Source organism: Bradyrhizobium sp. USDA 4502, assembly GCF_054063355.1.
On the sequence record NZ_JBSSGF010000001.1, the window covers coordinates 1,233,685 to 1,246,747 of the forward strand.

10 protein-coding genes are annotated in these 13,063 nt (G+C 64.1%); 6 read left to right on the top strand and 4 right to left on the bottom strand.

The window, feature by feature from the left end; all coding sequences use genetic code 11:
* Window positions 1-142 precede the first annotated feature (142 nt).
* Window positions 143-1,315 (top strand): fumarylacetoacetate hydrolase family protein, encoded by a 1,173-nt coding sequence (locus tag ACVW1B_RS05505; protein ID WP_456781262.1) that lies wholly within the window; start codon window positions 143-145, stop codon window positions 1,313-1,315.
* Between the two features lie 731 nt (window positions 1,316-2,046).
* Here ACVW1B_RS05505 and ACVW1B_RS05510 read toward each other — a convergent pair.
* Entirely contained in the window at window positions 2,047-2,508 is a 462-nt protein-coding gene (locus tag ACVW1B_RS05510) for an Lrp/AsnC family transcriptional regulator (RefSeq protein WP_016841346.1), read from the bottom strand.
* Between the two features lie 131 nt (window positions 2,509-2,639).
* Between ACVW1B_RS05510 and ACVW1B_RS05515 the strand changes: the two genes are divergently transcribed.
* The gene (locus ACVW1B_RS05515) at window positions 2,640-5,006 is read left to right on the top strand and encodes a transketolase (protein WP_076827006.1); all 2,367 of its coding nucleotides are present in this window, start codon (window positions 2,640-2,642) and stop codon (window positions 5,004-5,006) included.
* A 180-nt stretch (window positions 5,007-5,186) separates the two neighbouring features.
* Window positions 5,187-6,620 (top strand): aldehyde dehydrogenase family protein, encoded by a 1,434-nt coding sequence (locus ACVW1B_RS05520; protein ID WP_076827004.1) that lies wholly within the window; start codon window positions 5,187-5,189, stop codon window positions 6,618-6,620.
* Between the two features lie 213 nt (window positions 6,621-6,833).
* Here ACVW1B_RS05520 and ACVW1B_RS05525 read toward each other — a convergent pair whose 3' ends face one another.
* Window positions 6,834-7,796 carry an SMP-30/gluconolactonase/LRE family protein gene (locus tag ACVW1B_RS05525; RefSeq protein ID WP_456821309.1) on the bottom strand — a complete coding sequence of 321 codons (963 nt, stop codon included), beginning with the start codon at window positions 7,794-7,796 and terminating at the stop codon, window positions 6,834-6,836.
* Window positions 7,797-7,909: 113 nt separating this feature from the next.
* Here ACVW1B_RS05525 and ACVW1B_RS05530 point away from each other — a divergent pair, with 113 nt between their 5' ends.
* Entirely contained in the window at window positions 7,910-8,731 is an 822-nt protein-coding gene (locus ACVW1B_RS05530) for an NAD-dependent epimerase/dehydratase family protein (protein WP_050384739.1), read from the top strand.
* On the opposite strand, the gene ACVW1B_RS05535 is transcribed toward ACVW1B_RS05530, so the two are convergent.
* Both ACVW1B_RS05535 and ACVW1B_RS05540 read right to left on the bottom strand, forming a co-directional pair.
* Window positions 8,732-9,298, bottom strand: a complete 567-nt coding sequence (locus tag ACVW1B_RS05535) for an invasion associated locus B family protein (RefSeq protein WP_253609691.1) — start codon at window positions 9,296-9,298, stop codon at window positions 8,732-8,734.
* 34 nt (window positions 9,299-9,332) lie between these two features.
* Window positions 9,333-10,025, bottom strand: coding sequence for a GntR family transcriptional regulator (locus tag ACVW1B_RS05540; protein ID WP_057017495.1), 693 nt, complete (start codon window positions 10,023-10,025; stop codon window positions 9,333-9,335).
* A 172-nt stretch (window positions 10,026-10,197) separates the two neighbouring features.
* On the opposite strand from ACVW1B_RS05540, the gene ACVW1B_RS05545 reads away from it, so the two are divergent.
* Both ACVW1B_RS05545 and ACVW1B_RS05550 read left to right on the top strand, forming a co-directional pair.
* The gene (locus tag ACVW1B_RS05545; protein WP_456821310.1) at window positions 10,198-11,901 is read left to right on the top strand and encodes an IlvD/Edd family dehydratase; all 1,704 of its coding nucleotides are present in this window, start codon (window positions 10,198-10,200) and stop codon (window positions 11,899-11,901) included.
* A 160-nt stretch (window positions 11,902-12,061) separates the two neighbouring features.
* A complete protein-coding gene (locus ACVW1B_RS05550; RefSeq protein ID WP_456781260.1) occupies window positions 12,062-13,063 on the top strand; it encodes a TRAP transporter substrate-binding protein in 1,002 nt (333 codons plus the stop codon).

Below are 13,063 nucleotides of genomic sequence, written 5' to 3' on the forward strand. Positions count from 1 at the left end.
CCGTCTTTCAGTGTGTTAGATGGATCGGACGGCAGCATTGACGGGCGATGTTACCCCTCTATGACAATGCCGTGACCGCTGTTTCACGCCGCCGGGCGGACTGTGCTAACAAGCCGACAAAACCAAAAAGGGAGATGTGCCGATGATTTCACTCACGCCAAAAGACGTCCTGCCGGAGGACGGCACCGCCGGCACGCTGGTCGGGCGGGTCTGGCTGCCGCAGGCCGGCGGGCCGGCCGTCGTCGCGGTGCGGGCGGACGGTGTGTTCGACGTCACGGCGCGGTTCCCGACGGTGAGCGCGCTTTGCGAGGAAAGCGATCCCGCGGCTGCGCTGCGCGCCACGCGCGGCGAGCGGATCGACGATTTCGAGGCGATCCTCGCCAACACCCCGCCCGACGGCCGCGACAAGACCAGGCCGCATCTGCTGGCGCCGGTCGATCTCCAGGTGCTGAAGGCCGCCGGCGTCACCTTCGCGATCTCGATGCTGGAGCGCGTGATCGAGGAGCGGGCGCGCGGCAATCCGTCCTCGGCGGACGCGATCCGCAAGGAAGTGGTGCGCCTGGTCGGCGACGATCTCTCCAAGCTGAAGCCCGGCTCCGAGCAGGCGATGAAACTGAAGCAGGTGCTGATCGATCAGAATGCCTGGAGCCAGTATCTCGAGGTCGGCATCGGTCCCGACGCCGAAGTGTTCACCAAGGCGCCGACGCTGTCCTCGGTCGGATCAGGCATGGATGCCGGGCTGCATCCGAAGTCGACCTGGAATAATCCGGAGCCGGAGGTCGTGCTTGTTGTCTCCGCCGCCGGCAAGATCGTCGGCGCCGCGCTGGGCAACGACGTCAATCTGCGCGACTTCGAGGGGCGCTCGGCGCTCTTGCTGTCGAAGGCCAAGGACAACAACGCGTCCTGCGCGATCGGCCCGCTGTTCCGGCTGTTCGACCAGACCTTCTCGCTCGACGATGTCAGGAAGATGGATGTCGGCCTGACCGTGACTGGCGCAGACGGCTTCGTGCTCGAGGGCCATTCCTCGATCAGCAAGATCAGCCGCGACCCGACCGATCTGGTCGCCCAGACCATCGGCCCCGTGCATCAATATCCTGATGGATTTGCGCTGTTCCTCGGCACGATGTTCGCGCCGGTCAAGGATCGCGATGCCAAGGGCGAGGGCTTTACCCACAAGCGCGACGACATCGTGACCATCGCCGCACCACAGCTCGGCAAGCTGGTCAACCGGATGCGCAATAGCGACGAATGCGAGCCCTGGACCTTCGGCGTCGGTGCGCTGATGACGAACCTCGCACAGCGCAAGGTGCTGTGAGGATCAGGACGGGACGGCGAGTCCACTACCTCGGCCGTTTCGTCGGCCATGTGTGGCCTGTCGCGTGGCGGCAGGTCGGCGCTGCGCCCGCAATCCGGTGACGTTCAGCCGCCTCTTGCAGCGCGTTGAACGACGATGATGGTGACTGTGCCAAAGCGGCGGCGTTGCCGAACATGTTCAGAAACCTGCGCGGCAGATCGACCGTGTGGCGCAACTTGCGCGCGCTAAAACACGCGGAATTTGCCGCTTTTTCCTAGCTTTATGTGAACCAGTTCATCCTCGTTCGCGCCGGTCCGCTCCAGCATATTGGCTCGACGCGAACAGAAGGAGTCGCGGACATGAGCGAGCAGCCATCAAACGGAATGCCCGATTGGCTCACCACCGATATGCTGGTCATTGCCGTCTCACTGGCCATCATCGTGATTGGGATATGGATCGCGCCGTAGCCTGGTCGTCGCGGCGAGGAGCCGGCCAGAGCGCCAGCGCCAATCACTGAGTTGCCCGACGGCGCAAGCCTCCTTTGCAAAACGGAACGAGACGCAAAGCTCGGACGATTCACACACTCAGTGCCGTCCCTGCGAAAGCAGGGAACCCATAACCCCAAATGCAAATTGTTAAGCGATGCTGCAACGACGAGTCCCTCTCACAACAACTGCTGCGGCGTATGGGTCCCGGCCTTCGCCGGGACGACACTGTGGGGTTGGCGCCATTCGAGTGACCAACCAACGTCCTCACACCGGCAACGCCGTCGAATACTTCACCTGGCTCAGCGCAAAGCTCGACTCGATGGAGGCGATGCCGTCGAGCCGGGTCAGCTTGTTCTTCAGGAATGCCTCATAGGAGGAGAGGTCGGCGGCGACGACGCGCAGCAGATAGTCGCGGTTGCCGGTCATCAGATAGCATTCGAGCACCTCGTCCCATTTCGAGATCGCGCGCGCGAAGCGGTTGAGGTCTTCCTCCTTCTGGCGCGCCAGCTTGATCGAGATGAAGACGGAGACGTGCAGCCCGATCGACTTCTGGTCGACGGTTGCGATGTAGCGAGAGATCACGCCGCGCTCCTCGAGCAGCTTGACCCGGCGGTGGCAAGGCGACACCGACAGCCCGACCTTGTCGGCGAGTTCCTGCATGGTCATGCGGCTGTCGGTCTGGAGCAGACTCAGGATCTTGCGGTCGATGGCATCGAGGGCAGGCATTGGGATGAACTCGTCAATTGAAGTTGGATCGTGGGAATTTATCCCAATTTTTCCTGTGCTGTCGCGTGGAATTGAGATTTTCGCCGCCGCCTGCGGCAGTAACATTCCGGCATATCGCCCGGAGCATTGCCATGGGAATCGCGCCCGAACGCCTCGACATGCTGTCCGCCCTGGCCCGCAAGGTGCTGTGGCTGTCCTCGTGGACCATCCATCACGCCAATCACGTGCGGCCCTCTACCGACGGGTTGAAGGTCGGCGGCCACCAGGCCTCGTCGGCCTCGCTCGCCAACATCATGTCGGCGCTTTATTTCTCGGTGTTGCGTCCGCAGGACCGCGTCGCGGTGAAGCCGCATGCGAGCCCGGTGTTCCACGCCATCCAGTATCTGTTCGGCCACCAGACCCGCGACAAGCTGGAGAATTTTCGCGGCTACAAGGGCGCGCAGTCCTACCCCTCGCGCACCAAGGACAGCGACGACGTCGACTTCTCGACCGGCTCGGTCGGCCTCGGCGTCGCGCAGACGCTGTTCGCCTCGCTGGTGCAGGATTACGTCAAGGCGCACGGCTGGCTGCAGGACCGGCCTGAGGGCCGCATGATCGCGCTGGTCGGCGACGCCGAGATGGACGAGGGCAACATCTTCGAGGCGTTGCTCGAGGGCTGGAAGCACGGCCTGCGCAACACCTGGTGGGTGGTCGACTACAACAGGCAGTCGCTCGACGCCGTGGTGCGCGAGGGGCTGTGGGCCAAGTTCGAGACCATGTTCCGCAACTTCGGCTGGGACGTGGTGATCGTGAAGTACGGCAAGCTGATGCTCGAGGCGTTCGCCGAGCCCGGCGGCGAGGCGCTGCGGCGCTGGATCGACAACTGCCCGAACCAGATGTACGCCGCGCTCTGCTTTCAGGGCGGCGCCGCGTTCCGCAAGCATCTGCGCGACGACATTGGCGACCAGGGTGAGGTGTCGGCGCTGATCGAGCGCCGCAGCGATGACGAGTTGCTGGCGCTGATGTCGAACCTCGGCGGCCACGATATGGCGAGCATGATCGAGGCCTTCGAGGCGATCGACCATGATCGGCCGGTCTGCTTCATCGCCTATACCATCAAGGGTGTCGGCCTGCCGATGCAGGGCCACAAGGACAACCACGCCGGCCTGATGACGGTCGCCCAGATGGAGAAGTGGCGCGCCGCGCAGAATATCCGCCCCGGCCACGAGTGGGACAAGTTCGAGGGCCTTTCGCAGGAGCCTGCGAAGCTCGAGGCCTTCCTGGCCGAGGCGCCGTTCAACCGCGAGGGGCGCCGCCGCCTGTCGGCGCCAGAAATCGACGTGCCGGAACGGCTGGCCTTCAAGGCCTCGGCGCAGATGTCGACGCAACAGGGTTTTGGTCTCGTGCTGCACGAACTGGCGCGCGGCGATAGCGAACTCGCCTCGCGCATCGTCACCGCATCGCCCGATGTCACCGTGTCGACCAATCTCGGCGCCTGGGTCAACCGCCGCGGCCTGTTCGCGAAGGCGGAGAACCACGACTTGTTCCGGCAGGAGAAGATCCCGTCCGCCTACACCTGGGAATATTCGCCGAAGGGACAGCACCTCGAGCTCGGCATCGCCGAGATGAATCTGTTCATCATGCTGTCGGCGCTCGGCCTGTCGCACCAGATCAACGGCGCGCGGCTGTTGCCGGTCGGCACGCTGTACGATCCCTTCATCGAACGCGGCCTCGATGCGCTGAACTATGCCTGCTACCAGGATGCCCGCTTCATGGTGGCGGCGACGCCGTCGGGCATCTCGCTGGCGCCGGAAGGCGGCGCGCATCAGTCGATCAAGACGCCCTTGATCGGGATCGGGCAGGACGGGCTCGCCTCGTTCGATCCGGCCTTCGTCGATGAACTTGCCGTGATCATGGGCTGGGGCTTTGGCCACATGCAGCGCGAGGGTGCCGAGGGTGGTTCGGTTTACTTGCGACTCTCGACCCGTACGCTGGAGCAGCCGCAACGGATCATGACCCCGGACCTGCAGCGCGACATCACCGACGGCGCCTATTGGATGCGCAAGCCGGGCCCGAACTGCGACATCGTCATTGCGTATACCGGCACCGTCGCGCCGGAGGCGATCGAGGCGGTCGGCCTGATCGGCGAGAGCCACCGCGACGTCGGTCTGCTGGCGGTCACCTCCGCCGACCGGCTCTATGCGGGTTGGTCCGCCGCGCGGAATTTGCGCCGCGACCGCCGCGGCGCGCAGCATTTGAGTCATATCGAGCGCATGCTGGCGCCGCTCGGCCGCGACTGCGGCATTGTGACCGTGATCGACGGCCATCCGGCAACGCTCGGCTGGCTCGGCAGCGTGCGCGGCCACCGTGTCGAGGCGCTCGGTGTCGAGCATTTCGGCCAGACCGGCACGATCGGCGACCTCTACCGCCACTACGGCATCGACGCCAACGCCATCATCGACGCGGCGGAAAGCGTCTCGGTCGGCGCCCCGGTGCGGCATCGCAAGATGGCGGTGTAGCATCACCGGAAGGGGAGTGCGAAGGAGCCTTGCCACACGTGCGGCTCGGCCCTTATATCTCGCGGACGCGCACGAGCCGCGTCCCGCATATGGCGGGTTCAATTCGCCGGGCTTTCGTGCAAGGATGCCTGCCGAACGCTTTCGTTCCCCATTCCATACGCCCCGTACAAGAGGTTTCCGATGGTCAATCGCATGCAATTCTACATCGACGGCGCCTGGGTCGATCCCGTCGTCAAAGGCAAGTCCACCCCGGTCGTCAATCCGGCAACCGAAGAAGCGATGTATGAGATTGCGCTCGGCTCCAAGGCCGATGTCGACAAGGCAGTCGCCGCCGCCAAGCGCGCCTTCGAGACCTTTTCCCGGACCAGCCGCGAGGAGCGCGTCGCGCTGCTCACCAAGATCGTCGAGGTCTACAAGGGCCGCATGAAGGAGATCGGCGCGGCCGTCTCCGACGAAATGGGCGCGCCGTTGCCGATGGCCGAGAAGCTGCAGGCCGGCGCCGGCCTTGGCCACCTCATGAACACCCTCGAAGTGCTGAAGAAGTACGAGTTCGAGGAGACCATGGGCACCGCCGTGATCGTGCGCGAGCCGGTCGGCGTCGTCGGCATGATCACCCCCTGGAACTGGCCGCTGAACCAGATCGCCTGCAAGGTCGCGCCCGCGCTCGCCGCCGGTTGCACCATGATCCTGAAGCCGTCGGAGTTCACCCCGACCTCGGCGCTGATCTTCGCGGAAATCCTCCATGAAGCCGGCGTGCCGAAGGGCGTGTTCAACCTGCTCAACGGCCTCGGCCCGGAGGTAGGTGCGGCGATGAGCGAGCACCCGGACATCGACATGATCTCGTTCACCGGTTCGACCCGCGCCGGCGTCGACGTCGCCAAGCGTGCGGCCCCGACCGTGAAGCGCGTCAGCCAGGAGCTCGGCGGCAAGTCGCCGAACGTGATCCTCGACGGTGCCGACCTGACCAAGGCGGTGACCGGCGGCGTGATGCACATGTTCAACAACTCGGGCCAGTCCTGCAACGCGCCGTCGCGCATGATCGTGCCGCTCTCCAAGATGAAGGAAGTGGCCGCCATCGCGAAGGGCGTCGCCGACAAGACCAAGGCCGGCGATCCGCGTGCCGACGGCACCACGATCGGTCCGGTGGTCAACCGCGGCCAGTGGGACAAGATCCAGGCGCTGATCCAGAAGGGCATCGACGAGGGCGCAACGCTCGTCGCCGGCGGCCCGGGCCTGCCCGAGGGCGTCAACAAGGGCTTCTATGTCCGTCCGACCATCTTCGCCGACGTCACCAACGACATGACGATCGCCCGCGAAGAGATCTTCGGACCGGTGCTGACCATCCTCGGCGCCAAGGACGAAGCCGACGCGGTGAAGATCGCCAACGACACGCCGTATGGTCTCGCCGGTTACGTCTCCGCCGACACCGTGGAAACCGCGCGCCGCGTCGGCCGCCAGATCCGCGCCGGCAACGTCAACCTGCAGGGCGTGCCGAACGAGCGCACCGCACCGTTCGGTGGCTACAAGCAGTCCGGCAACGGCCGCGAGTGGGGCCGCTACGGTCTGGAAGAATATCTCGAGGCCAAGGCGGTCGCCGGCTACAACGCCGCGTAAGCCGAGCCACGAGAGACAACATTCTGGCGCCGGGGCAGGCAACTGCTCCGGCGTCAGCCATTTTGGGGGCGCAATGTCTTGCAGAGTGCGAATCTTGCGAAGATGAAGGTTGCAGTCTCGCCGTCATTGCGAGCGAAGCGAAGCAATTCATCTCTCCTCACGGGCGGACAGATGGATTGCTTCGTCGCTTCGCTCCTCGCAATGACGGCCGGGCTAGCCGCCGAGCGCGCCTTGGGTGTTGACGTAGAGCGCATAGATCGACTGGCTCGCCGCCATGAACAGGCGGTTGCGCTTGACGCCGCCGAAGCAGAGGTTGGCGCAGCGCTCCGGCAGCGCGATGCGGCCGATCATGACGCCGTCGGGCGCGAACACGACGACGCCGTCGAGTTCGGGATCACCCATGCCCCAGCCGCACCACAGATTGCCGTCGATGTCGCAGCGCATGCCGTCGGGCGTGCCCGGGCCGGCGTCGATGAAGACGCGCTTGTTGGAGATCGTCTTGCCGTCGGCTGCGACGTCATAGGCGAGGATCTTGCGGTTCGGCTCGCCGCGGGATTCCACGACGTAGAGGATCTTCTCGTCCGGCGAGAAGCACAGCCCGTTCGGTCCCAGCACGCCCTCGGCGACGATGGTGGACTCGCGGGTTGCGGGATCGAGCCGGTAGACGTTGGGCTCGATCTCGGGATCGGCCTTGTAGCCTTCGTAGTTGCCGAGCAGGCCGAAGATCGGATCGGTGAACCAGATCGAGCCGTCGGATTTCACCACGACGTCGTTTGGCGAGTTCAGCCGCTTGCCGCCGAAGGAATCGATCAGCACCGTAATCGATCCATCATATTCGGTGCGCACCACGCGGCGGCCGCCATGCTCGCAGGTGATCAGCCGGCCCTGGCGATCGCGGGTGTTGCCGTTGGCGAAGTTCGACGGCTTGCGGAAGATGCTGACCGCGCCGGTCTCTTCCTCCCATTTGAGGATGCGCTGGTTCGGGATGTCGCTGCACAACAGATAGCGGCCGTCGCCGAACCACACCGGACCCTCGGCCCAGCGTAGGCCGGTGGCGATGCGTTCGACGGCGGAGAGTTTCAGCCAGTATTTCTCGAAGCGCGGATCGAGCGTGCGGATCGCGGGATCGGGATAGCAGGTCGCGGGACGCCAGCCGGCGGAATGAACATCGGACATTTGCTGTTCTCGTTGTTGTGTTTCGATGGTGTTTCCTTGAGCGCCTGGTTTGCTATCATTGTCGGCCTGCGACCGCAATTCGATCGCAGCAATCAGGAAAGAAGAGGGACGGCATGCCACGCATATTGATGACCGGCGCATCGGGGGGAATCGGAACGAGCCTGCGCAAGCTGTTGCCGCCGATCTATCCGGATCTCCTGCTGAGCGATATCAAGCAGCCCTCCGATCTCGGCAGCAACGAAAAGTTCAAGGCGGCCGATCTCGCCGACCTTGCGCAGGTCGAGGCGATCTGCGAGGGCGTCGACGGCATCCTGCATTTCGGCGGCTATTCGGTCGAAGGACCCTGGGACGCGATCCTGCAGTCCAACATCATCGGCTGCTACAATCTGTTCGAGGCGGCGCGCAAAAAGGGCGTCAAGCGCGTGATCTTCGCCTCGTCCAATCACGCGGTCGGGTTCTATCCGCGTCATCACCGCATCGGCACCGACGTCACCGCGCGGCCGGATAGTCGTTATGGTGTGAGCAAGGTGTTCGGCGAAGGCGTCGGCGCGCTCTATGCCGACAAGCACGGCATCAAGGTCACGTGCCTCCGGATCGGCAATTTCGGTGAGGCGCCGCTCGACCACCGCAGGCTCTCGATCTGGCTCAAGCCGGAAGACCTCGTCCAGCTCTGCCGCATCGGGCTCGAGCATCCCGACATCCATTTCGAGGTGCTGTACGGCGCGTCCTACAATGAGCGCTCGTGGTGGGACAATCACCGCGCCTACGATCTCGGCTATCGTCCGACCGGAAGGGCTGAAGATTTCCGCGAGCACGCGATGGCCGAGCAGGCCAAGCTGCCGCCGGATCCGGTCGGCGACTATTACCAGGGCGGCGCGTTCTGCAGCATGGAGTTCGACGGCGACAAGGAGAGGGTGATCGACTGGAAGAAGTGATCAATCCTCGCATTGCGGCAGTTGCTTCACGGATTCGGTGTGCTGCTGCGCCTCCTTCGAACCTTGCCCGGATGTCTTGGGCGGGCTGCCGGGCCCGTCAAAGGTCTCGGCGAAGTGCGTGAGGGGAAAGGCGAGGCTTATGGTCTGCCCGGTGAGGTTCTTGGCTTCGACAGCGATCGTCTGCGCGTGCTTCAGCCGCTCGATCATTTCGCCGTCGGCCTCGAGCGTGCCGCCGCAGCCGAGCGTGTAGCAATGCGGCCTCGCGATCTGGATCGGCTCGTCCTGATCGATGCGGAGGCTGATCGTGCCTTCCAGCATGGTCCGCGTTCCGACATTGGCGCTCACGATCGCGCGCTTGCTGCTCTGCGGCGAGACGCTGAGTGTGCCGCCCGATGGCGAGCACCGACCGCGCGCGGCTGCGCCGACGAAGCAGCTCGCCTCTGTCAGGCACGTCTTGGTCCAGGGCTCGTAGGTGAGCTGCGTCGCGCGCGGATCGGCCGCTTCGCCAACGCCGCCAAGCGCAAGCTGCACGGCCAGCGATCCAAGGAATATAGCCACATAGCGCATCGCGGTCTCCTTCACGAGGAGGCCGCGTATCGCGCTATTGCGGCTTTTTGTCGTTGGAGATGCGGACGAGATAATCCGCCTTGCTGTACTGCATGTGATCGACGCAAAGCTGCGCCAGCGCCCAGCTGTCGCGGCCCTTCAAGAGCTCGATCATCAATTCGTGCTGGCGGCGCGACAATGCGAGGCCCTCGCTGTCGGCGAGATTCTTGGCGCGCATCGGCAGTGTCAGGTTCATGTAGTCCTGCAATGAGCGGACGAGGTAAGGATTGCCACAGGCGGAGAACAGCGCGAGGTGGAATGCATCGTTGGTCTCGTGAATGCCGCGCATGTCCTGCGCCTCGGCCTTGATGCAGTAGTGCCGTTGCAGTTCGCTCAACTGGTCGATCAGGCTTTGCGGCGCGGGCAGGGCGATCATCAGCGCGGCCTGGCGCGTCAACATCTCGCGCACCTCATAGATCTGCCGCACTTCCTCGGCCGAATAGAACCGTACCGTAGCGCCCACATTCTTCTCGCGCAGCACGATGCCCTGGCGCTCGAGCTGGAACAGCGCCTGGCGGACGAAATGCCGGCTCGCGCCATAGCGCTGCATCAGGTTATCCTCGACCAGCCGCAAACCGGGTGCGAAGCGGCCGAAGATGATGTCCTCCTCCAGCCGGCGGATCACCTCCGCCTGTTCCTCCTCGCGCGAGGGGGCCTGGAGTTCGGGCAATGTGGGCTCGGCTGTCATGCGCTCTCGGCTTTGGATCGGTGCCTGAGGTCAGCATAGCGCCACGGTTATTGTCAATAATGGGGGCGATTTTGCCACAGACCAGCCACAAGCCGCGACCGGATTATCTCATATTGACAATAATTCCTGCCGCTCCTTAAGTGCGGCCGAACAACCACGGGACGAGAAGAAAATGGCCGACGGACTTCGCAAGGGACTGACAAGCTATGGTGACGCCGGCTTCTCGCTGTTCCTGCGCAAGGCGTTCATCAAGGCGATGGGCTATTCTGACGATGCGCTCAATCGCCCGATCGTCGGCATCACCAACACCTACAGCGACTACAATCCCTGCCACGGCAACGTGCCTGACATCATCGAGGCCGTGAAGCGCGGCGTGATGCTGTCGGGCGCGATGCCGTTCGTGTTCCCGACCATCTCGATCGCGGAGACCTTTGCGCACCCGACCTCGATGTATCTGCGCAACCTGATGGCGATGGATACCGAGGAAATGATCCGCGCCCAGCCGATGGATGCGGTGATCGTGATCGGCGGTTGCGACAAGACCTTGCCGGCGCAGATCATGGCTGCGATCAGCGCCGATCTGCCGACGGTGGTGATTCCGGTCGGGCCCATGGTCGTCGGCCATCACAAGGGCGAGGTGCTCGGCGCCTGCACGGACTGCCGCCGGCTGTGGGGCAAGTATCGCGCCGGCGAGATCGACGACAACGAGATCGAGGCGGTGAACGGCCGCCTCGCGCCCTCGGTCGGCACCTGCATGGTGATGGGCACTGCCTCCACCATGGCCTGCATCACCGAGGCGCTCGGCCTGTCGCTGCCGATGAGCGCGACGATCCCGGCGCCCCATGCCGAACGCTTCCGTTCCGCCGAGGCCAGCGGCCGCATCGCCGCCGAGATGGCGAAGACCAAGGGACCGAAGCCGAGCGAGATCCTGACGCCATCCTCGTTCCGCAACGCCCAGGTCGTCATGCAGGCGATCGGCGGCTCGACCAACGGGCTGATCCACCTCACGGCGATCGCCAACCGCTCGCCGCACAAGATCGACCTCGAGGCGTTCGACAAGCTCGGCCGCGAGGTCCCCGTGCTGGTCGACCTCAAGCCGTCGGGCGAACACTACATGGAGCATTTCCATCACGCCGGTGGCGTGCCGAAGCTGATGGCGCAGCTCGGCGACCTCATCGATCTCGATGCCAAGACCATCACCGGCCAGACCTTGCGCGAGGTCGTCGCCAATGCCGAGGATGTGCCGGGGCAGGATGCGATCCGCTCCAAGGCGAACCCGATCAAATCCGAAGGCGCGATGGCGATCCTGCACGGCAATCTCGCGCCGCGCGGCGCCGTGATCAAGCAGTCGGCGGCGAGCCCGAAACTATTGCAGCACACCGGCCGCGCCGTGGTGTTCGAATCGGTCGAGGACATGACGCTGCGGGTCGACGATCCCGCGCTCGATGTGACCGCCGACGACGTGCTGGTGTTGCGCAATGCCGGCCCGAAGGGCGCGCCGGGCATGCCGGAGGCGGGTTACCTGCCGATCCCGAAGAAACTCGCGCGCGCCGGCGTGAAGGACATGGTCCGCATCTCCGATGCGCGGATGAGCGGCACCGCGTTCGGCACCATCGTGCTGCACATCACGCCGGAATCCGCCGTCGGCGGTCCGCTCGGGCTGGTGCGGAACGGCGACATGATCCGGCTCGATGTCGCCAAGCGCAGCATCGATCTTTTGGTCGACGAAGCCGAATTGCAGAAGCGCCGCGACGCGCTCGCGCCGGCCGGTACGCCCGACTGGGCCAAGCGCGGCTACGCGCATCTCTTCAACGACACCATCCTGCAGGCCGACGAAGGCTGCGATTTCGACTTCATGCGCGCCAAGGGCAAGTAGCAAGTCGCCGGTGTCGTTCGGCCCGGCGGTCGAATTGTCGATAATTTCTGCGTTGCGGCACTCAATGATACCCGCAGGCGGCTCGTTTCTCCTGTTTTATTGACAATCCCGCGCGACTGGTGGGATGATCCCCTCAATCAAGAACAGGGGGAACGTTGCGATGGGCTATTCAGCCAGGATCGTCGGGATTGCCATGGCCGCGGCAGCGCTGCTGCTGTCCGCGGGCGCCGGCGCGCAGGAGGTAAAGCACTTCCGCTTCGCGCACGATCAGCAGCTCAATACCGGTTATAGCGTCGCCTACGACATGTTCTCCGCCAAGCTCAAGGAATTGAGCAAGGGGACCATGATCGTCGACCAGTATCCCGGTGCGCAGCTCGGCCAGGAGCCGCAGCTGCTGCAGCTTGTGAAATCCGGAGACATTGAATTCGCCATCATCTCGTCGGCGAACACTGCAACCATCTCGCCGCAGGCCGGTGTGATGTCGCTGCACTTCCTGTTCCGCGACGCCAACCACGTGGTCAAGGCGCTAGCCGATCAGAAGGTGGTCGATGCGATCAAGGCTATGATCGACGACACGTCGCAAGGCCTTCATGTCATCGCGACGGGCAGCCAAGGTGTGAGAAGCATCTATGCGAGGAAGGAAATCCACAACGTCAGCGACCTCAAGGGTGTAAAGATTCGCGTTCAGGCGACGGCCACGGAAGACACGATCTTCCCGGCTTACGCGGCGCAAACCGTCCATATGCCGTTCGGCAGCGTGTACACGTCATTGCAGACCGGCGTCGTCGATGCGGCGGAAAACAGCGTGAACGTTTACCTCGTCAATAAGCACTACGAAGTCGCGCCGGTGCTCTCGATGACCGAGCACGAGGCCAACAATGCGCTGCTGTTCGTCAGCGACAAGCTGTGGCAGAGCCTCTCAGCCGAGCAGAAGACCTGGGTGACGACGGCGGCCGCCGAGGTCAGCGCCAAGGAGCCGGCGAAGGCGTTCGAATTGGAGAAGAACGCGGCTGCGAAACTGAAATCGTTCGGCGTCAAGGTGGTCGAGGATGTGGACAAGAAGAGCTTTACCGCGATCGCCGATCCCTATCTCGACAAGCTCGCCAAGGACCTCGGGCCGCATGCGGAGAAGATCAAGAATTTGATCCGCGCGATCAACTAG